The sequence below is a fragment of the Sphingomonas sp. GC_Shp_6 genome, from assembly GCF_026540835.1.
In the GTDB taxonomy this organism is placed as follows: domain Bacteria; phylum Pseudomonadota; class Alphaproteobacteria; order Sphingomonadales; family Sphingomonadaceae; genus Sphingomonas.
Genome location: NZ_JALNUO010000002.1, coordinates 232,917 through 254,725 on the forward strand (window position 1 = coordinate 232,917; position 21,809 = coordinate 254,725).

General features: G+C 69.1%; 12 protein-coding genes. 7 read left to right on the forward strand and 5 right to left on the reverse strand.

Annotation, left to right across the window (positions count from 1 at the left end; genetic code table 11):
- Positions 1–83: 83 nt before the first annotated feature.
- A complete protein-coding gene (locus OXQ95_RS03795; protein ID WP_267379806.1) occupies positions 84–3,596 on the reverse strand; it encodes a TonB-dependent receptor in 3,513 nt (1,170 codons plus the stop codon).
- Between the two features lie 338 nt (positions 3,597–3,934).
- Between OXQ95_RS03795 and OXQ95_RS03800 the strand changes: the two genes are divergently transcribed.
- From OXQ95_RS03800 to OXQ95_RS03825, 6 genes are read left to right on the forward strand one after another with little or no spacing between them, the layout of a single operon-like run.
- Positions 3,935–5,461 carry a tryptophan halogenase family protein gene (locus OXQ95_RS03800; protein WP_267379808.1) on the forward strand — a complete coding sequence of 509 codons (1,527 nt, stop codon included), beginning with the start codon at positions 3,935–3,937 and terminating at the stop codon, positions 5,459–5,461.
- Positions 5,461–6,933, forward strand: a complete 1,473-nt coding sequence (locus OXQ95_RS03805; protein WP_267379811.1) for a tryptophan 7-halogenase — start codon at positions 5,461–5,463, stop codon at positions 6,931–6,933. Before OXQ95_RS03800 ends, OXQ95_RS03805 begins: the two co-directional genes overlap by 1 nt.
- A complete protein-coding gene (locus tag OXQ95_RS03810) occupies positions 6,930–8,546 on the forward strand; it encodes a tryptophan halogenase family protein (RefSeq protein WP_267379814.1) in 1,617 nt (538 codons plus the stop codon). Before OXQ95_RS03805 ends, OXQ95_RS03810 begins: the two co-directional genes overlap by 4 nt.
- Positions 8,543–10,084, forward strand: a complete 1,542-nt coding sequence (locus OXQ95_RS03815; protein ID WP_267379817.1) for a tryptophan halogenase family protein — start codon at positions 8,543–8,545, stop codon at positions 10,082–10,084. The genes OXQ95_RS03810 and OXQ95_RS03815 overlap by 4 nt, the downstream gene beginning before the upstream one ends.
- On the forward strand, positions 10,081–11,088 hold the full coding sequence (locus OXQ95_RS03820) for a cupin-like domain-containing protein (RefSeq protein ID WP_267379820.1): 1,008 nt from the start codon (positions 10,081–10,083) through the stop codon (positions 11,086–11,088). Before OXQ95_RS03815 ends, OXQ95_RS03820 begins: the two co-directional genes overlap by 4 nt.
- Complete coding sequence (locus OXQ95_RS03825) at positions 11,085–12,881, forward strand: glycoside hydrolase family 9 protein (protein ID WP_267379823.1); 1,797 nt, start codon at positions 11,085–11,087, stop codon at positions 12,879–12,881. The genes OXQ95_RS03820 and OXQ95_RS03825 overlap by 4 nt, the downstream gene beginning before the upstream one ends.
- Here the strand turns inward: OXQ95_RS03825 and OXQ95_RS03830 are convergent.
- Together OXQ95_RS03830 and OXQ95_RS03835 are read right to left on the reverse strand one after the other, a co-directional pair.
- The gene (locus OXQ95_RS03830) at positions 12,878–13,909 is read right to left on the reverse strand and encodes a cupin-like domain-containing protein (RefSeq protein WP_267379827.1); all 1,032 of its coding nucleotides are present in this window, start codon (positions 13,907–13,909) and stop codon (positions 12,878–12,880) included. The genes OXQ95_RS03825 and OXQ95_RS03830 overlap by 4 nt on opposite strands.
- 43 nt (positions 13,910–13,952) lie before the next feature.
- Positions 13,953–16,403, reverse strand: coding sequence for a glycosyl hydrolase 115 family protein (locus tag OXQ95_RS03835; protein ID WP_267379830.1), 2,451 nt, complete (start codon positions 16,401–16,403; stop codon positions 13,953–13,955).
- Between the two features lie 105 nt (positions 16,404–16,508).
- On the opposite strand from OXQ95_RS03835, the gene OXQ95_RS03840 reads away from it, so the two are divergent.
- A complete protein-coding gene (locus tag OXQ95_RS03840; protein WP_267379832.1) occupies positions 16,509–18,590 on the forward strand; it encodes a GDSL-type esterase/lipase family protein in 2,082 nt (693 codons plus the stop codon).
- Positions 18,591–18,596: 6 nt separating this feature from the next.
- Here OXQ95_RS03840 and OXQ95_RS03845 read toward each other — a convergent pair whose 3' ends face one another.
- Together OXQ95_RS03845 and OXQ95_RS03850 are read right to left on the reverse strand one after the other, a co-directional pair.
- On the reverse strand, positions 18,597–20,291 hold the full coding sequence (locus tag OXQ95_RS03845; RefSeq protein WP_267379835.1) for a glycoside hydrolase family 43 protein: 1,695 nt from the start codon (positions 20,289–20,291) through the stop codon (positions 18,597–18,599).
- 37 nt (positions 20,292–20,328) lie between these two features.
- Complete coding sequence (locus tag OXQ95_RS03850; protein WP_267379837.1) at positions 20,329–21,756, reverse strand: GH1 family beta-glucosidase; 1,428 nt, start codon at positions 21,754–21,756, stop codon at positions 20,329–20,331.
- Between the last annotated feature and the right edge of the window lie 53 nt (positions 21,757–21,809).

Genomic DNA, 21,809 nt, shown 5'->3' on the forward strand with positions numbered 1-21,809 from the left:
CCGGATACGAAAAAGGCGTGCCTTTCCCAAGGCACGCCTTTTTGCTGGACGGGGTCGGCGGCCAGGACCGCCGACCCGCCCGATCAGAAGTTGCCGCGCAGGATGAACGAGAAGCGGCGATCGTTGACGAAATAGGACCGCGGCGCCGTCGCATCGGACCCGTTGATATAGGCCTGTTCGGTCTTCACGATCTGATTGGCCAGATTCACGCCCTGAACGCCGATCTTGATATACTTGTTGACGTTGAGGAATGCCGACGCGTCGAGCTGCCCGCCCGCATCCTGGAAGATCGACGTGTAGGGGAAGATCACGTCGGCCGCGGTCAGCAGATATTTCGAGCGCCAGTTATACGCCGCACGCAGCGACACCGGACCCTTCTCGTAGAACAGGGTGGCGTTGAAATTGTGCTTCGACAGCCCCTCGAACGGCAGGTTGCCCGCCTTGATGTTCGACACAGCCGTCGGTGCGCCGCCGCTCAGGAACGAGTTGGGCAGGCCCGAGCTGGAGATGAACGAATAGTTCATGCTCGTACCCAGGCCGTTGAAGATCGAGGGCAGGAAGTCGAAGGTCTGCTGATACGTGACCTCGACACCCTTGATCTTGCCATAGCCGCTATAGTTGGCCGGTCCCCGCACCTGGACATATTCGGTGACGCCATTGCTGGTGATCGGACGCTCGAACAGCGACTGGTAGAAGAAGTTGTGAACCGACTTGTAGAACCCGTCGAGCGAGAGCTGGCCCACCTTGCCGAAATACCATTCGACCGTCGCATCGAACTGCCAGGCGGTGGCGGGCTTCAGATAGGGATTGCCCGCCGTCGCGGTGGCCACGCCGCTGTTCGGATCGAACCCGACCTGGAGGAAGTCGCGGATATTGGCGAGATCGGGCCGCGTCAGCACCTTGGACGCCGCAAGGCGCAAAATGAGGTTGCGGTCGATCCCGAACTTCAGGTTCAGGCTTGGCAGGAAGTAGTGATAGCTGTTGTGCGCGACCTCCGAGATGGTCTGCCCCGTCGAGAATTGGCGCAGCGCGGCATAGCCATCGGCACCGAGGGTACAAGCGCCGGTCGGCTGGGTCACGACGGTGGTGCCGTCAGGGCGCGTCGCCGTGGTGGTGACGCAGCGCACCGCATAGGGATCCTGCGTCCCGGTCGACTGTTGCGTCGGCGCGCCGACCGAGCCTGCCGAGGTGATGGCAGAGTCGACGAAACGAAGCCCGATATTGCCGCTCATCCGGACATTGCCGAACAGATTGCCCGGCGTGGCGAAATTGAGCTGCGCATAGGCATCGACGTCCTGCTCCGTCACGCGCTGGATTTCGGACGGCAGGTAGGAGGTGCCGGGAACCACGCCTGCACGCTGCGCCAGCGGGCTGAACGTGGTCGTTGGTTGGCAGCCCACAACGGTGCCGCCACGGGGGTCCGCAACGATGGTCGTTGAATTACAGCTCGGCACCGAAGCGCTGAACGTGCTGCCATCCGCTCGGGTGAAGGTGTTGGCGGCATTCGTCGAGGTCCAGGTATTCCCGATCTGCTGGAAATACGCCGCAGACTGATTGTATGCCTTGATGAGATCGCCGGTGTAATAATAGCCGCCCGTCGGCCCCGGCGTCGCGCCGCGGAAGAAGTTGGGGAACGAGTAGAAGGCGCTGTTCGCGGGCGACTGCGCGATCGCGACCGGGTTGCTGCCCGACCACACTTCGCTCAGCGCACCCCAGTTATAGGCGCTATACTGTACGTCTTCGCGGCGATCGGCATAGCGCGCACCGAACTTGAAGTGGTTCAGGAAACCGCCATCGTCGAACTTATAGTCGAAATCGCCCTTGAACGCATATTCGCGGCCGACGCTGTGCTCCGCATGATCCATCGCGGCGCGCCAGAACTGGACGTTCGGATCGGAGAAATATTGCGCGTCGTTTTCGGCGACGAGCTTGGGATTGGGCGTAGCCCAGGCGGCCGCCAGCGTCGCCGGCTTGTGATCCACGACCGACGGCAGATTGCCGGTCAGGTTCAGCTCGCTGTCGGCGAAGGTGGAGCCGAACACGCTGAAATCGAGATCGTTGTGCTCGGCCTCGGTATAGTCGGCATCCAGGTTGATCGACCAATGGTCGTTGGGGTGGAGCTTCAGGTTGAGGCCGTAATCCTTGATCGCATTCTCTTCGTACACCTGGCGGCGCGACAGCGACTGCTGGGTTCCGCCGGTCGGCACGTAGCAGGTCGCGGTGCCGCTGCACGCCGAGCGGTAACCGCTGCCGGGCTGCGTGATATAGCCCGACTGGAACAGGCCGTTCGCATCGTAATTGTAGTTGCGCGTGCCGGTGACGGAGCATTCGGCGCGCGTCGTCGAATTGCCGTTCGATGCGGGGCCGTTGCCGTTCTGGGCGCAGCCATAGGGATAGGTGTTGTATTCGGACAGATCGGGCGCGGTCTCGAAGGTGTGCTCGCCCCAGCTGTTCGTCGTATGGGTGCGCAGGAACTGTGCGGTGACGAGGGTGCGCTCGTCGTTGCTCTGCCACTGGGCGGCCACCGCCTGGCCGTCACGCTTACGATCGAAATCCTGCGTGCGGTACTGGCCGCCGATCGGGGCATAGCGGGTGCCGGTCGGATCGAGCAGACCGTCGGCGCCGGCCGTGCTGGCCGCGCCACAGCCCGTTCCCGCCGCGGGCAGCGTGGTCGTGTCGGTCGTGCCGGGCAGCGCGTTGCGGCAGATGGTGGTGGTCGTCGAATTCGCCGCGATCGCGCTCTGGTTGTCGCGGGTCTGGAAGTTCGTCACCTGGATGCCGTCGGCGCGGCTGCGGATGCGCGAATAGCTGACGTCGGCGAGCAGGCCGAACTTGCCGATGCCGGTCTGCCAGGTGTCGCTGATGAGCAGCGATCCGGTCGGCGACCATTTCTTTTCGAAATCGCCATAGTTCGCTTCGGCATCGGCACCGATGTGCAGGCCATTATTGTCGAACGGCTTGCGGGTGTTGAGATTGACCGTGCCGGCCAAGCCACCCTCGATCAGTTCGGCGGTGGTGTTCTTGTACACCTCGACCGAGCCGAGCAGTTCGGCGGGAACGTCGGCGAAGTTGATCGCCTGACCGCCGATACCCGCCGAGAAGGTGTCGCGGCCGTTGAACTCGGACCGGACGAAGTTGAGGCCGCGCACGTTGACGCCCGAACCCTCGACCGAGAAGTGATCGGGATCGTTGGCGCCGGCGAAGCGGCTGATCTGGACGCCCGGCACGCGCTGGAGCGCCTCCGTGACCGAGCGGTCCGGCAACGCGCCGATGTCGGTCGCGGTGATCGCATCGACGACCGTGTCCGAATTGCGCTTGATGTTCTGCGCGTTGGCGAGGCTCTGGCGGATGCCGGTGACGACCACGTCGTCGGGGCCGTTGGCGCCCGCATCGGACGTGGCGGGCGTCTGGTCGCCGGGCGTCGGCACCTCGCCCACCGTCATCTGCGTGCCGACGGCGCCTGTCGCGCTGCTCGACGGCGTCGACGAGCCGGCCGTGCCGGGGCCCGCCTTCGCGCCGGTGGGCGACGGCTGGTTGGCGCCGGTGATCGGCGTCTGCTGGTCGGGCGTCACTTGCGCCTGCGCCGTGCCCGCCATCGCGGCTACACACAGGGCTGTGGCAGAAGCGCCACGCATCAAGCGAACGAAATGATTGCTGGTGCCATGCGGCGGCGCAACAAGGCGCATCGTAATCCTCCCCCTTTAATCAGCGCTGTAATCGCGCCTGATCTGCCCCCACCTCGTAATCGCAGCGATGGCAGACGGCAATGATTGCGGTAACAGTCTTTCGCCGTCAACTGTAAAAACCAGCGCATGTGGTGTTTTTGCAACGCTCGCCTGCGGCCACGCGCCAGCGGTTGACGCGCCCCGCCTAATCAAGGATCGCTGGAAACGAGAGCGCAACCATGCCCGCCACGGCGGGAAGGAGGACGCCGGTGGGCGAGGAGAGAGAGGACCGGGATCCCGTGCGGGTCGTGGTGGTCGGCGGGGGCACGGCCGGCTGGATGACGGCGGCCGCACTGGCTCGGCTGCTGCCCGGGCGCTGCACCGTGCGGCTGGTGGAATCGGAAGCCATCGGAGTCGTCGGGGTCGGCGAAGCGACGCTGCCGCATATCCGCGCCTTCAACGAGCGGCTGGGGATTGCCGAGGCCGATTTCATGGCTCGCACCCGCGCGACGTTCAAACTGGGGATCGAATTTCGCGACTGGGGGCGGATCGGCGACAGCTATGTGCACCCGTTCGGCACGTTCGGGCGGGGCACGGGCGCCGTCGATTTCCATCATTATTGGGCGCGCCTGCTGAACGAAGGCGCGCCGCTGCCGCCGCTCGACCGGTTTTCCTATGCCTGCACGCTGGCACGCGAGGGGCGGTTCGATCATCCCGATCCCGATCGGCGGCGGCTGGCGGGCACGTTCGGCTATGCCTATCAGTTCGACGCGCTGCTGTTCGCGCCCTATCTGCGCGAAATCGCCGAGGCGATGGGCGCGACGCGCACCGAGGGAATCGTCACCCGGGTGGAGCGCGACGGCGAAAGCGGGGATATCGCCGCGATCGTCCTGGGTTCGGGCGAGCGGATCGAGGGAGACCTGTTCGTCGATTGTTCGGGGTTTCGCTCGCTGCTGCTGGGGGAGGCGCTGGGCGAGCCGTGGGAGGATTGGTCGCGCTGGCTGCCCGCGGACCGCGCGGTGGCGATGCCCTGCCGTACCGCCACCGCGGTCACGCCCTATACCAGCGCGATCGCCATGCCGGCGGGCTGGCGCTGGCGCATCCCGCTCCAGCACCGCACCGGCAACGGCTATGTCTATGCGAGCGCCTTTACCTCCGACGACGACGCCGGGGCCGCGCTCGAGCAGGCGGTGGAGGGCGAAGCGATCGCGGCGCCGCGCCTGCTGCGCTTCGCGGCCGGACGGCGGCGGCGCAGCTGGGTGGGCAATTGCGTCGCGGTCGGGCTCGCCTCGGGATTTCTCGAGCCGCTCGAATCGACCAGCATCTATCTCGTCCAGCAGGCGATCACCGCGCTGATCGAGCTGTTCCCCGAACGCCGCGTCGCAGCGGCCGACCGAGACGAGTTCAACCGCGTGATCGACCTGGAATATGATCGCATCCGCGACTTCCTGATCCTTCATTATCACGCAACCACGCGCGACGATTCGCCCTTCTGGAATTACGTGCGCACGATGGCGGTGCCCGACAGCCTGGCCGAGAAGATGGAGCTGTGGCGCCGTCGCGGTCGGGTCGTGAAATATCGCGAAGGCGTGTTCCTGGATGCGAGCTGGGTGGCGGTGTATCTGGGCCAGGGCATCGTGCCGACCGGCTGGGACCCGCGCGCCGACACCGTCGCGAGCGCTGCGCTCCTCGAGGGACTTCACACGCTGCATGCAGAAATCGCAGGCGAGGTCGCGGGCCGATCCGACCACCGCGCCTTCATCGCGCGTTTCTGCCCGATGGCGGACGCCGCCTGATGCGGACCGGAGCGCTGGGAACGGTGCTGGTCGCAGGGGGCGGGATCACCGCCTGGTGTGCGGCGGCGGCGCTTCGGCGGCGGGCGCCGTTTCTCAACGTCACGTTGCTGGCAACCCCAGTCTCGCCGGATGCGCTCGCCGACCGGATCGCCTGCACCCTGCCCTCGCTGCTCGGCTTTCATGGCGATCTGGGCATCGGCGAGGGTGACGGGATCGCGCGCACCGGCGCCGGCTATCGGCTCGGCACGCGCTTTAGCGGCTGGGCGGAGGGGCTTGCCGATTATGTCCACGCCTATGGTCGCTATGGGCGGCCGTTCGGGCCGACATCGTTCCATCTCCACTGGCTGCGTGCCGCGCGCGCGGGAGCCGCGGCGCCGTTCGACGGCTATTCGCCCGCCGCCGCGCTCGCCCGCGCCGACCGATTCGTGCCCGCCACGCCGGACACGCCATTCGCGGATCACGAATATGGGCTGACGCTCGATCCGCCGCGCTATCACGCCATGATGCGCGCGTTCGCGCTGCACGTCGGCGTGCGCGAGATTGCGGGGGAGATCGCCGACGTCCGCGTCGATGCGCGCGGGTTCGTTGCGGCGGTGACGCTTGCCGACGGACGCGCGGTCGGGGCCCAATTGTTCGTGGATGCCACCGGCCCCGAGGCAAGGCTGCGCGGCGCGCTCGATGCCGCGCGCGACGACTGGAGCCGATGGCTGCCGTGCGACCGGGTGTTGCTGGCGGACGGTCCCGCCGCCGCGCCGCCGGTGCTGACCCCGGTCGTGGCGCATCCGGCAGGCTGGCGCTGGACGAGCGGGCAGCAGAGCGGGTTCGGCTATGCGTCGGGCCATCTGGGCGACGCGGCCGCCGCGCGCGTGCTGCGCAACGCCTGTGGCCAGGCGCCCGACGCACCCATCCGCATCCGTCCCGGCACGCGGCCTGAACCCTGGCGCGGCAACGTCGTCGCGATCGGCGATGCCGCGACCGAGATGGAGCCGCTCGAATGGTGCAACCTGCATCTGGCGCTGAGCGCGATCGACCGGCTGGTGACGATGCTGCCCGGTGCCGTCCCCACCCCCGTCGAGGCGGCGGACTTCAACCGGCAGAGCCTGGCGGAGGCCAACCGGGTGCGGGATTTTCTGGCGATGCACTGGCGCACCGCGCAGCGGCGCGACCCGCTGTGGCGCGCGGTCGCCGCGGCCGAGCCGCCCGCGAGCCTCGCGCACACGCTCGCGCAATGGACGGAACGCGGTCGCTTGCCCTTCCACGAGGAAGAGACGTTCGCACGCGACGCATGGGCGGCGGTGCTGATCGGCCAGGGCTGCCTGCCGCGTCGGCTCGATCCGCTGATCGATGCCGTTCCCGCCGCCAGCGCCGACGCCGCCATGGCCGCGCTGGCGGCCGATATCGCCGCGGCGCTGCCGCACCTTCCCACCCATGCCGCCTTTCGGGCGGCGCAGGCGAGATATCTCACCCGATGAACGAACAGCCCATCCGACGCGTCGTGATCGTCGGCGGCGGCACCGCCGGCTGGATGGCCGCGGCCGCCTTCGCGCGTTTCCTCAACAACGGCCATACCGAGGTGACGCTCGTCGAATCCGAGGAGATCGGCACCGTCGGCGTCGGCGAGGCGACGATCCCCCCGCTGCTCAACTTCAACCGGATGCTCGGGCTGGACGAGAACGCGTTCGTCGCCACCACCTCCGCCACGTTCAAGCTGGGGATCGAGTTCGTCGATTGGGGCCGGCTGGGATCGAGCTATTTCCATCCGTTCGGCAATCACGGCCATGATCTTCAGGGCATCCATTTCCACCAGCTCTGGCTGCGCGAACGGGCGCGGCGTCCGGTGCCCGACATCGCCGCCTGGTCGATGAGCGCGGTGGCCGCAGCACACGGCAAGTTCGGCCGCGCGGGCGACGATGCGCGCTCGCCGGTGCGCGAACTGTTCTACGCGTTCCACTTCGATGCCGGTCTCTATGCGCGCTATCTGCGCGACTATGCCGAGGCGCAGGGCATCCACCGGATCGAGGGGCGCATCACCGATGTCGCGGTGAACGGCGCGAACGGCCATGTCGAGCGGCTGACGCTCGCGGATGGCGAGCAGGTGGAGGGCGATCTGTTTATCGATTGCTCGGGCTTTCGCGGCCTGCTGATCGAGGAGACGCTCGGCACCGGTTACGAGAGCTATGCGCAGTGGCTGCCGTGCGACCGCGCGGTGGCGGTGCCCTGCGCGCTGCCCAACCCCGCCGAGCCCGATCCCTTCACCCGCGCGACCGCGAAAGCGGCCGGCTGGCAGTGGCGCATCCCCCTCCAGCACCGCATGGGCAACGGCCTCGTCTATTGCAGCGACTATCTGTCCGACGACGCCGCGGAGGCGCAGTTGATGGCCGGCCTGGAGGGCGAACCGCTCGGCACGCCGCGCCGTCTGCGCTTCGAGGCGGGACGGCGCCGGCAATGCTGGAACGGCAATGTCGTCGCGCTCGGCCTGGCCAGCGGCTTCATCGAGCCGCTGGAATCGACCAGCATCCATCTCGTCCAGGCGGCGATCCAGCGGCTCGTGGCACTGTTCCCGGACAAGAGGTTCGATCCCGCCGAGCGGGCGGAGTTCAACCGGCAGATGAAGGAGCTGTACGAGGACGTCCGGGATTTCATCATCCTCCACTACAAGGCGACCGCGCGCGACGATTCGCCGTTCTGGAACCGCGTCCGCACGATGGACGTGCCCGACAGCCTGGCCCGCAAAATCGAACTGTTCGCCGGCAAGGGGCGCCTGTTTCGCGAAGGGTACGACCTGTTCAGCAACCCGAGCTGGGTGGCGGTGTGCCTGGGCCAGGGCATCGTGCCGCAAAGCTGGGAGCCCGCCGCCGATTCGCTGGACGAAACCAAGGTGACCGCCGCGCTCGAGCAGATGCGGCGTGGCTATGCGGAAACCGCGCGGCGGCTGCCGACGCATGGCGAGTTCCTGCGCATGACCGCGCCCTCTCCACTCGCTCCCGTCAAGCCCGTGGCGGCCGCGCCGGCGGCGGACCTGCCCTTCTTCGAATTCAGCGCCGCATCGCCGTTCGACGTGGGCGGCGGCGGATCGCCGATATGATGCAGGAGGGCATCCGGCGCGTGGTGATCGTCGGCGGCGGCACCGCCGGCTGGATGGCGGCCGCGGGGCTGTCGCGCATCCTCGGCGGCGACCGGGCGCTGTCGTTCGAACTGATCGAATCGGACGAGATCGGCACCGTGGGCGTCGGCGAATCCACGATCCCGCAGATCGTGCTGTTCAACGCGCTGCTCGGCCTGGACGAGGGCGAGTTCCTCCGCGAGACGCGCGCGACCTACAAGATGGGGATCGAGTTTCGCGACTGGACGCGCGCGGGCGAGCGGTTCGTCCATCCGTTCGGCTTTTACGGCCTCGATATGCAGGGCATCGAGTTCCACCATCATTGGCTGAAGGCACGCGCGCTCGGCGACGAGACGCCGCTTGAGGCCTATTCGCTCAACATCATGGCGGCCTATCGCGGGCGGTTCGGCCATCCGCGCCACGATCTGCCGCAATCGCCGCTGTCGAAGCTCGGCTATGCGTTCCAGTTCGACGCGGCCCTCTATGCCCGGCTCCTGCGCCGGCTGGCGGAAGGCTGGGGCGTGCGGCGGACCGAAGGCCGCGTCGTCGACGTCGAGCAGGACGGCGAGACCGGCCATGTCGCCGCGGTGCGACTGGCGGATGGCCGCCGGGTCGCGGGCGATCTGTTCGTCGATTGCTCGGGCTTTCGCGGCCTGCTGATCGAGGAGAAACTGAACGCGGGATTCGAGGATTGGTCGGCGCTGCTGCCCTGCGACCGGGCATGGGCGGTGCCCTGCGCCTTCGGCACGGAACGCGACGCCCGCCTGCCGCTCACGCGCGCCACGGCGCGCCCGGCGGGGTGGCAATGGCGCATTCCGCTCCAGCACCGGATCGGCAACGGCTATGTCTATTCCTCGGCGCATGTCTCGGACGACGAAGCCGCCGCGACGCTGCTCGCCGGGCTCGACGGCCCGGCACTGGGTGATCCCAAGCCGCTGCGCTTCACCGCCGGCCACCGCCGGCGCGCCTGGATCGGCAACGTCGTCGCACTCGGCCTGGCCGGCGGGTTCCTCGAACCGCTCGAATCGACCAGCATCCATCTCGTCCAGACCGCGATCGCGCGGCTGCTGACGCTGTTCCCCGGCCGCGGTTTCTCGCCGCTGGAGATCGACCGGTTCAACGCGGAGATGGCGGGAGAATATCGCGACATCCGCGATTTCCTCCTCCTCCACTACAACGCCAGCGACCGCGACGATTCGCCCTTCTGGCGCGACATGCGCGCGCTGCCCATGCCCGACGGCACCGCTTACAAGCTCGCGATGTTCCGCGAGAGCGGGCGCGTCTTTCGCGAACATAACGAGGTGTTCACCGAAACCAGCTGGCTGGCGGTGATGACCGGCAAGGGCGTGCGGCCGCGGCGCTATCACCCGGTCGCCGACACGCTGCCCGATGCCGAGACGCTCGCGCGGCTGGCCGATATCCGCGCGGTGATCGCCGAAACGGCACAGGCGCTGCCGCGGCAGGATGATTATCTGGCGCAGGTCGGGTGCACGCTCGCGCCGCTGGGGTCGCCCGCATGACGCCCATCCCCGAGTTCCACGGCGTCGATCGCGACCGGTTCGATGCCGAGATCCGCCCCGCCTGCCGCCCCGTCGTGCTGCGCGGGATCGCTGCCGACTGGCCCGCGGTGGCCGCCGCGCAGGCCGGCGACGACGCGTTCGTCGCCTATCTGAAACGCTTCAGCCACCCCGAGCCGGTGAACGCCATCGTCGGCGATCCCGCGATCGAGGGCCGGTTCTTCTACACGCCGGACATGGCGGGGCTGAACTTCTCGCGCGGGCGATCGCCGCTCGGCCCGTTTCTCGACCGGCTGCTGCGCGACCGCGACGCCGCGCGGCCTTATGCGATGGCGGTCCAGTCGATCCCGGCGGCCGATCTGCTGCCGGGCTTCGCCGAGGAGAACGCCACCGCCATCGTGCCGATCGGGGTGGTGCCCCGGCTCTGGCTCGGCAATGCGATTCGGGTCGCGACGCATTACGATCTCGCCGAGAATATCGCGCTGGTCGTCGCCGGCCGGCGGCGGTTCACGCTGTTTCCGCCCGATCAGGTCGCCAATCTCTATATGGGCCCCTATGAGCTGACGCCGGCGGGAACGCCGGTCAGCATGGTCGATCCCGACGCCCCCGATCTCGATCGCTATCCCCGCTTCCCCGAAGCGCTGGCGCAGGCGCAGCACGCCACGCTGGAGCCGGGCGACGCGATCTACATTCCCTTCCACTGGTGGCACGCGGTCGCTTCGCTCGACCGGGTCAACATGCTGTGCAACTATTGGTGGAACACCGCGGCCGACCAAACGGTCAGTCCCTATGACGCGCTGCTGCTGTCGCTGTTCGCGCTGCGCGGCCTTCCCGACGATCAACGCGAGGTGTGGCGCATGATGTTCGATCATCTGGTCTTCCAGACCGGCGGCGATCCCGTCGCGCATCTTCCGCCCGAGATGCGCGGGATGCTGGGACCGGCCGACGCCGCCGGGTTCGCGCGGATGCGCGCGACGCTGCTGCGCACGCTCGGGCAGCCGTCATGAAGCGCCTGATCGCCCTGCTCGCGCTCCTGACGCTCGGCGCCGCCGCGCCAAATGCGGTGCATCTCAACCAGCTCGGCTTCCTGCCCGACACCGCGAAGCTGGCGATCCTGAACGATGCGGCGACGGCGCCGCTCGCCTGGCGGGTGACGGACGCGCAAGGCCGGCCGGTCGCCCAAGGCGCGACGCGCGTCTTCGGCGACGATGCCGCGTCGGGCGATCATGTCCACCAGATCGACATGACCGGCCTGCGGCTGCCCGGCACCTATCGGCTGGAGGTGGACGGCGCGGCCAGCCATCCGTTCCGGATCGATGGCGGCCTCTATCGTCCCGTCGCCCGCGCCGCGCTCAACTATTTCTACCAGACGCGCGCCGGGATCGCGATCGAGGCGCGCTATGCGGGCGGCGCGCAATGGGCGCGCGCGGCCGGCCACCCGCACGAGGTCGCCGGCTGCTTCGCCGGGCCGGACGAGCGCGGCACGATGTGGCCCGGCTGCCCCTATACGCTCGACGTCACCGGCGGCTGGTACGATGCGGGCGATCAGGGCAAATATGTCGTCAACGGTGGCATCGCGCTCTGGACGCTGCAGAATCTCTACGAAGCGAACGCGGCCGCCCCCTCCTTCCCCGACGGCAGCGCCGCGCTGCCCGAGGCGGGGAACGGCACGAACGACCTGCTCGACGAGGCCCGGTGGGAGATGCGGTTCCTGCTCGCGATGCAGGTGCCCGACGGCAGCCGCCTCGCGCTCCCGGTGGGGCGCCAGGGCCGCGGCCGGCTTCTGCTGACCGAGGTCGACGCGGGCGGCATGGCGCATCACAAGGTCGCCGATCGGCATTGGACCACATTGCCGACGATACCGGCGGAGGACCGCGAACAGCGGCTGCTCTACCCGCCCAGCACGGCCGCGACGCTCAATCTCGCCGCCACCGCCGCGCAATGCGCGCGGGTGTGGAAGGGGATCGACGACGGCTTCGCGCAGCGCTGCCTTACCGCCGCCGGCCGCGCCTATCGCGCCGCGCTGCGCAATCCGGCGATCTACGCGGCGCAGGCGTTCACCGGAAGCGGCGGCTATGGCGACGACGATCTGTCCGACGAATTCTACTGGGCGACCGCCGAACTCTACGCCGCCACGCCGACGCCCGAACTCGCCGCCGCGCTCCACCGCATGCCGCTCGCGACCGCGCCGCTGGGCGGCGAGCCGGGGTGGAGCAACACGGCCGCGCTCGGCACGATGACGCTGGCGACCGCGCCGGGCGTCCCCGCCGCCGACCGCGACGCCGCCCGCGCCCGGCTGATCGCGCTCGCCGACCGCTTCCTCACCGAGGAGGCGCGATCGGGCTATCACCTGCCCTATGCGACGACGCGCTATCCCTGGGGGTCGAACGGTGCGATCCTCAACCGCGGTATCATCCTCGCCATGGCGGCGCGCTTCACCGGCGACGCGCGCTACCGCGATGCGGTGGTGGATACCGCGGATTACGTGCTGGGCCGCAACCCGCTAAACCAGAGCTATGTCACCGGCTTCGGCTGGCACCCCATGTCGCGCCCGCACCATCGCTTCTGGGCGCACCAGTTCGATGCGCGCCTGCCCGGGCCGCCGCCCGGCGTGATCGGCGGCGGCGCCAACAACACCGCCTTCGCCGATCCCGTATCGGCTACCCTGAAGGGCCAGTGCACCGCCCAGCGCTGCTGGCTCGACGACAGCCGCGCCTATGCCGACAACGAAGTGGCGATCAACTGGAACGCGCCGCTGCTCTGGGTGGCGACGTATCTCGACCGACCCGGCGGGCGTTAGGATCGGCCCAGCATACCGGTCAGGAACTGGCGGATCCGGCTGGTCCGCTCGGGGCTTGCGGCGCCCATGATGCCGCGCGCCGCATCCGGCAGATGGTCCGCGGCGCGGCCGGCGTCGGGCGCGAAGACGAGGTGGTCGAACCAGCCGCGCCATGCCGCCTTTTCCGCATCCGGCAGATCGCGCACCGCCCAGATCGCGTGCACCAGCGCCACGAAGGCGGCGCCCGAACGATGCTCCCACCAATAGTTCACCAGCACGTTCAGCCGGTCGAACGCGCGGACGTGATGCCACCAGATCGGCGGGATGAAGATCGCGTCGCCCGGCTCCAGTTCGGCCACCTCGGCATGCGCCAGCGCGTCGGCGAACCGAGGATGGCGGGCGAGATCGGGCGCGTCGGGATCGACCATGCTCGACGGCGGCCCCGCCATCGTATGATCGAGCGGCCCGACATAGAGGTTGGGCAGTTGATCGGGCGGGAACAGCGTGAAGCGTCGGCGACCGGCGACGACGCAGGCGATGTTGATCGACGTGTCGTAATGCGTCGCGATGCTGCTGGCATTGCCGATCCACAGCCGCGCCGGCGCGTCGATCCCCAGCGCCAGCGGGTTCGCCGCCTCCCAGCCGGGCAGATGTTCGGGGGCGGTCGCAGCATTGGCGTAGAGCGCATGCGGGCGCGGCTCCGCGATTTCGGCATAGCGCAACAGCTCGGCGACCAGCGCACCGATCGACACCTGCTGGCGGTGGAAGTTGAACCCGGTGAGGCTGTCGTCGGCATAGAAGAACCGGCCGCCGATGTCCGGCGGGCCGATCAGCACCTCGAGCGGCGTACCGCCGCCGAAGCCAGCGAGATACTCCGCCGTCGCGCGCGGGCCGGCCTGCCCTGCCGCCACCGCGCGCCAATGCGCCACCTGTCCGCGCAGAACGACGGGGCGATAGCCGGACACCACCTCGCGCGCGAACGTGTCGGCGTCGACGGCCGGTCGCTCGGCCACACGGCGTTCGGTGATGGCAGGAAAATCGGTTCGCATCGAAAAGCCGCCTTACATCCTTAATCCGTGGGCCGACAGCGCTTCAGCGCACGAGCTCGATCTCCAGCCGTTCCACGACCACCTGCGGATCGACCAGCCAGAGGTGCAACGCATGGCGCCCCGAGCGCGCGACGGGCAGGATGGCGGTCGCGATGCGTCGGTTTTCGCTCACCGCGCCGCGCCACCGCGAATCGTCGTCGCCGGCGAGCAGGTCGATGGGGACGGGGGCGCCCGCGTCGATCGACAGCGCCAGCCGCTGGCGCCGCGTGCCGCGCACGTCCAGTCCCGGCGCGGCGACGACGCTGACCGACACCGTGCGTCCGGGCGGCAGCGTCACCGGGTAAACGATCTGCGGGCTCGCGCCGCCGGGATGTTCGATCGGCGCGGCGGCGACGGGCGTGACGGTCATCGCCGCGCCCCCGGCGGTGAAGTTCGGCACCATCTGCCAGTGGAAGCCCGCGCCATCCATCGGCCGGCCAGCGTCCACCGCAAGGGTCGCGAAGGGTGCCGGCTCGGTCGCCGGGATGGGCAGCGGCGCGGCGACGGTCGCGAGCGCGGGCATGACGTCGGCGGCGGGCTCCTGCCAGCCGGTATAGCCGATATGCGTCTGCGCCATCATCTGCGGCCATTTGCCGCCGCCGAGCGATTCGTAGCGGCGGCGGAGCGTCCGATCCTCGGCAAAATAGCCGCGCGCGCTGGCGGCCCAACGGACCGCTGCGGCATCGTCGCCGGCACGGGCGGCGGCGCGGTTCTCGGCGACCGCCTCATAGAGCCGGTGCAGGTTCGCCATCGCATCGATGCGGTGGAGCACCAGCTCGTCATAGGCATCGCGCCGGTCGGCCGGGATCGCCTCTGCCTCGCGGTGCGCCGCGGCCGCCAGCATATTCCAGTCGGCCAGGACGCGCGCCCAGGATCCATCGGCGAGCGCATAGCTGTCGGCATCGATCAGCTCGGGCTTGCGCCGGCTCGCGAGCTGGCCGTAACGCGCGATCATCGCGCCGACCGGGCCGGCCTGCGCCGCGCCGAACTGCTGCGCCGCCCAGCGCACCGGATAGGCCTCCATCGCTCCCAGCGTCATCCGGCCGGGATTCCAGGCCATGTCGAGGAAGAAGCTCGTCGCATATTCCAGCGGCTTCAGGTCGCCGACGTTCACGATCCACAGCCGGTCGGCGCCATAGCGGTCCGCCATCGCCATCTGCTGCCACACGCGGGGGATGCTGACCGTATCGATCCATTTGTAATTGCGCGGATCGCCGACATAATCGAAATGATAATAGACGCCCGATCCGCCCGCGCGCACCTCGCCCGGCGGCGGCAGGCGGCGGATATTGCCCCAATTGTCGTCGGAAAAGAGCAAGGTCACGTCCTCGGGAACGCGCATCCCGCCGTCATAATAATCCTGCACCTCCTTGTAGAGCGCCCACACCTGCGGCGTCTGCGCAGGCGGGCGGCCGCTCACATCGGCGATGATCGCGCGCTGATCGGTGACGATCCGTTCGAGCAGGGGGATGGCGGTGCCCTTCGTCATCGGCTCGTCGCCGTCGCCGCGCATGCCGATGGTAACGGGATCCTCCGACGGCCCGCGCCGTTCGATGCCCTGACGCCAGAAGGCGCGGAGCGCGGGCGCGTTGGTCGCATAGTCCCATGCGCCGCCGCCCTGGCGCTTCCACTCGATATTGGCGCGCTCCATCGGCTCGTGGTGCGACGTGCCGAGGATGATCCCCATCTCTTTCGCGAGCGGGGCGGTGGCGGGATCGTCCTGCCACAGCGATTTGCCCCACATCGCCGGCCACAGATAATTGGCGCGCGACCGCAGCAGCAGCGTGAACAGCCGCTCATAGGCCCGGTGGTTCACGCCGCCGAACGTCGCCCGCGCCCAGCCGCCGAAGGCCGGCTCCTCGTCGTTGATGAAGATGCCGCGATATTTGACGATCGGATGATCGGCGACGCGGCCGGCGGTGAGATACCAGGTCGGATGCCGCTGCGCCGGCACGTCGGCCCACCATGTCCACGGGCTCACCCCCGCCTTTGCGCTGATGTCGTAGAGGCCGAAGATGGTGCCCCGCCGATCGCTGCCGGCCACGACCAGCGCGCGCGCGATGCCGGGTGCGGGATGATCGACCACCTGCTCGACATAGCCCTCCCACTGGCCGGCCAGGCCGGACACGTCCAGCTTCCCCGCGCGGACGAGCGCGTCGATGGCGGCGCTGTGGCCGAGCGTGCCGGCGATCACCGTCGCGCCGTCGCGCGCGTCGGACGACAGCGCTGCGCTGCCGCCGCCTACCGCCTTCAGATCGGCCAAGAGATCGGCCGCGGCGCGGCGCACGCCCGCATCGTCGTCCGCGCTCACCACCACGCGCGCGGTCTGGCCGGGCGACAGCAGCGCGAGGGCACCCGGCATCGGCACGCCGCATGCGACGACCGGACCGGCACAGTCCTGCGCATGCGCCGGAAATGGCAGCGCCAGCACGAGCAGCGGCAACAGACGGCGCATATCCTTCTCCGGCGGTATCGACTCCGCTTCCTATGGTGATACCGCTCCCATCCGGACCGCGGCAAGCGCCTTGGACGGGAGAGCGATGCGATGATCGGAGAAGACATGAGGAAACGGATCGGGCGTGCAGCATTGGCCGTCGCGCTCGCCGCCCTGGCGACCGACGCCATGGCCGAGGAGGGCCGCTGGATTCCGGCCTGGGGCGCGGCACAGATGCGCGCCGACGGCAAGGATGCCGATGCGATCGCTGCCACGGGCGCGGCGACCATCCGCCAGATCGTCCACCTGTCGGCGGGCGGCACCGGCCTTCGCGTCCGGCTGTCGAACGTGGCGGGCGACCGGCCCCTGCGCATCGGCGCCGCCCGAGTCGCGCTGGCCGCCGGACCGGGGCAGTCGGGGGTGACGCAAGGCCATGTCCTGACCTTCGCGGGCGCGGCCACCACCGTCGTGCCCGCCGGCGCCGAGGTCTATTCCGATCCCGTCGCGCTCGCCGTCGTGGCGGGCGGGGACGTGGCCGTCAGCCTGTTCCTGCCCGATCCGGCCGGGCCGCGCACCGGCCATCCGGGTGCGCGGGCCACCACCTTCCTCGCAGCCGGCGACCAGACCGGCGCGCCCGTCCCCACCGACGTCCGGCGGATCGGCGGCTGGTGGAGCCTCGCCGATGTCGAGGTGACCGGATCGGCGCAAAGCGGGGCGATCGTCGCGATCGGCGATTCGATCACCGACGGGCACGGCATCGCCGACGACAGCAACGCGCGCTGGCCCGACGTGCTGGCCACCCGGCTCGCCGCCGATCCGGCCACGCGGACGCTCTCCGTGGTGAACGCAGGGATCGGCGGCAATCGGGTGCTGCTCGACGGGCTCGGCCCCAATCTCCTCGCGCGGTTCGACCGCGACGTCATCGCGCGACCCGGCGTCCGCTACGCGATCGTGCTGGAGGGCGTGAACGATCTGGGCGTCCTCACCCGCGACCAGCCGGCCAGCGCCGGGACGCACGCAGCGATGGTCACCGCGATCGAGGTCGCCTTTCGCCAGATGGCGGCGCGTGCGCACGAACATGGCATCCGGCTCGTCGGCGGAACGATCACGCCCTATGCCGGCAACGACTATTATCATCCCGGCGCCGCCAGCGAAGCCGATCGCAAGGCGATCAACGCCTTCATCCGCTCCTCCGGCGTGTTCGACGGGGTGGTCGATTTCGATGCAGCGGCGCACGATCCTGCCCGTCCGGACCATCTGCTGGCCGCCTATGATTCGGGCGACCATCTCCACCCCAACGCGGCGGGCTATCGCGCGATGGCGGACGCGGTGCCGCTGGCGCTGTTCGGCTGGACGGCGGCCCCAGCGCTCCGGCCGCAGATCGCGCTGACCTTCGACGATCTTCCCGCGCACGGGCCGCTGCCGCCGGGCGGGGACCGGCTCGCGATCGCACGGACGATCATCGCGGCGCTGGCCGCGCAGCATGCGCCCGCGTTCGGCTTCCTGAACGCGGGCGTGGATGCGGGGAACCCCGATGCCCCGCGCGTACTGGCCGCCTGGCGCGCGGCAGGGCTGCCGATCGGCAACCACGGCTTCAGCCATCTCGATCTCGGCCAGGTGGGCGCGGCGGCGTTTCTGGCGGACGTGCGACGCGACGACGCACCGCTCGCCGCCTTGGGCCGCGGAAGCGACTGGCACTGGTTCCGCTATCCGTTCCTCTCCGAAGGCCGCGACGCAGCGACCGTCGCGGCGGTGCGCGGCGCCTTGCGCGCGGATGGCTATCGCATCGCGGCGGTGACGATGAGCTTCGGCGACTATGCCTGGAACGATGCGTTCGCGCACTGCGCCGCGAAGGCCGATACGGGCGCGATCGCCGGGCTGGAGGCGAGCTATCTCGCCGCTGCACGGGCGCAGGCGCTGCGCTCGCGTCAGCTCGCGCACGCCGCGCTCGGCCGCGATCTGCCCTATGTGCTGCTGATGCATGTCGGCGCGTTCGACGCCCGGATGCTGCCGCGCCTGCTCGATCTCTATCGCGCGATGGGCTTCGACTTCACGACGCTGCCGCGCGCGGAAGCCGACCCGTTCTACGCCGCGGCGATCGACCTGTCGCTCGCCGGTCCCAGCCCCACGCTGGAAGCGGCGGCGGCCGCACATGGGCTCGCCGTGCCCGCGAACGCCCCGCTGCCGGGCGCCGCCATCTGCCGCTGACCGCGATCAGGGCGTATAGGCGTAAGGGCCCATCGTGGTGCCGACGAAGCCGCCGGCCTTGGCGGTGCTCAGCACCGTGCCGTCGGCATTCGCCAGCAGGCGGGTCCAGCCGCCGCCCTTCACGGCATAATCGAATGCATAGCGGCCGTCATCGGCGACGATGCGCAGCCGCAACGGTGCCCGGCCGGTGCCCGCCCCGGCCGGCAGCGGCGCGCTGGCGAGCACCATGCCGTCCACGGGATCGCCCTCGCCTGCCCGGCGCTCGACGCGGATGCGCCGCATGCCGCGATCCTGCATCAGTGCGATCAGGTAATAATGCGCTTCGTTCTGATAGGCGACGAGCCCCGCCTTGCCGCCCGGCGCCAGCACATCGGCGCGGATCTCGGCCGAGGCTTCGGCGTGGCGGTGCTGCTGGCGCCGGCCGAGAAAGCTCGGCTGGCCGCGCTCGCCGATCCGGTCGGGGCGCGGGGTGAGCGCCAGGCCGTCCGCCCCGGTCCGCCACCAGCGTTCGTGCGGTGTGCGCACCGTCAGCCAATAGGGCGCGAGCGTGGCCGCGTGGAAATCGTCGCGCAGCGTGAAATTGCCCGATATCGGAAAAGGCCCCGGCGCGCCGCGCGGCAATGCGGGCGCGGGCGCCGCATAGGGGATCGTCTCGCCCGGCCGGGTGATGATCGGCCAGCCATCCTGCCACCGCGCGCGCAGCAGAAACGTCTCGCGCCCGGTATTGTAGAAATCGCCGGCATAAGGCCGCGTCGCGAGGAACACCGCCCACCAGTCGCCGCTCGGCGTGTCAACCAATTGCGCATGGCCGGCCGAGCCGATGGGGTTGGGCCGATCGGCCGGCAGGTCGCGCTGAGTCAGGATGGGGCGGTGCAGCGGCACGAACGGGCCGTCCGGCCGGTCGGCGCGGTACACGGTTTCCGAATGGTTGACCGAGGTGCCGCCCTCCGCGGTCATCAGATAATAATGGCCGTCGTGGCGGAAGAGGTGCGGCCCTTCCGTCCACGCGGGCTTGGTCGCGATGTCGACGCCGCCGTCCACGATCACCCGCGCGGGGCCCACGGTCTTCATCGTCGCCAGATCGAAACGCCGGATCCAGATCGCGCGGTGGCCCTCGTAGAGCAGCTTGCCCGCCGGCGCATCGTTGTTGACCAGCCAGGTGGTGCCGTCCTCATCGGTGAACAGCGACGGATCGATGCCGCCGACGTCGCGGATCCACACCGGATCCGACCACCGCCCCGCCGGATCATGCGCGGTGACGATGAACGTCCCGCCACAGCCGACGCAGGTGTTGATGATGTAGAACCGGTCGCCCGCATGGTGCAGCGCCGGCGCGAACAGCCCCTCCGACACGCCGCGTCCGGTCAGGTCGAGCTGTTCCGGCCGATCGATCGCGTTGCCGATCTGCGTCCAGTGGACGAGATCGCGGCTGCGAAACACCGGCAGGCCGGGAAAATAGGCGAAGGTCGAATTGACGAGATAGAACCACGCGCCGACCCGGATGATGCTCGGATCGGGGTAGAAGCCCGGCAGGATCGGGTTGGCATAATTCCCCTGCCCGGCGCGGGCGAGCGTGGCGTCGTCGCCGGTGTAGCGGAACCACGCCACCTGCACCGGCGCGGCCGGCGGGGCCGGCGGGGCCGCCGCCCCGAACAGCGCCGGGGCGATCAGCAACGCGGCGAGCCTGCGGCGGATATTCATCGGTTCGTCCGATCTTCGGCTGTACTGCGCATCCCCGTCAGACCAGCGCGTTGCGCCGGATCACCTCGCGATACCATTGCGCACTGAGCTTGGGCGTGCGCTTCTGCGTCGCGAAGTCGACATAATGGATGCCGAAGCGCTTGGTATAGCCGTCCGCCCATTCGAAATTGTCCATCAGGCTCCAGAGGAAATAGCCCTTGAGCGGAAAGCCTTCGGCGACGGCGCGGCGGAACTGGCCGACATAGTTGCGCAGGTACATCACGCGGTCGACATCGTCGATCCGGCCGTTGGTGACGGGATCGTCGGCCGAGGCGCCGTTTTCCGAGATCAGGATGGCCTTGGGGTTCCAGAGTTCGCTGACCTGGCGGACGGCCCAATAAGCGACTTCGGGCCCGACCACGAGCCAGGGCGACGCCATGCGTGGCGACGAGGCGATGTGCGGAACGACGGCATAGCCCTTGGGCCCGTCGTCCGCGCGCACCCATTCGGGCGCATAGACATTGAGCGAGACGAAATCGAGCGGGCTGCCGATCGCGGCCATGTCGCCCGGCTGCGGCTTGGGGGCGGCGGCGCCCTCCTGCGCCAGATATTCGTCCATATACCGCCCTTCCATGATCGCGGTCAGGAACATCGCATTTTCCTGGCGCGTCGCCTTCTTGGCGGCGGCGATATGCTCGGGCGTCTCGATCACGGGGGTGTAGATGACGGTGTTGTCCGCGATGCCGACCTGCGTTCCGGCCTTCGCATGCGCACGGATCGCCTGGACGCCCAGCCCGTGCGCCAGAACGCCGTGGTGGCGCACCTGGTTGACCTCGGCCGGCGGCAGCTTCAGCCCCGGCGCATGGATCCCCTGGAGATGGCCGAGATCGGTGAAACACCGAAGCTCGTTGACCGTCATGAAGCGGTGAACCCGGTCCGACAGCTTGCCGGCCATGAACCCGGCATAATCGGCAAAGGCGAGCGCGGTATCGCGGTTGCGCCATTCGCCGGGCAGCCCGGCGGGCAGGTCCCAGTGGAACAGCGTCACATAGGGCGTGATGTTCGCCGCCAGCAGCCCGTCGATCACGCGGTTGTAATAATCGATGCCCTTCTGGTTGGGCTTGCCCCGACCCTCGGGAAAGATGCGCGACCAGGCGATCGACATCCGGTACGCGCCGACGCCCAGATCCTTGAGCAGGCGCGTGTCCTCGGCATAGCGATGATAGCTGTCGCAGGCGACATCACCGGTGTCGCCGTTCGCGACCTTGCCCGGCGTGTGCGAGAACACGTCCCAGATGGTCGCGCCGCGCCCGTCCTCCTTCACCGCGCCTTCGATCTGGTACGAGGCCGTGGCGCAGCCCCAGATGAAATCGCGCGGAAATCCGGCGTCGAGCGGTCGCCGGGTGACGGCCGCCGCCGCGCCGCCACTCGCCGCCAGCGTCGCGCCTGCCGTCAGACCCGTTTTGATAAACCCGCGCCGATCCATCGGCCCTCTCCCCATGTTATCGTTATCACCCCCGTTTGTCAGAAACGGAAAGC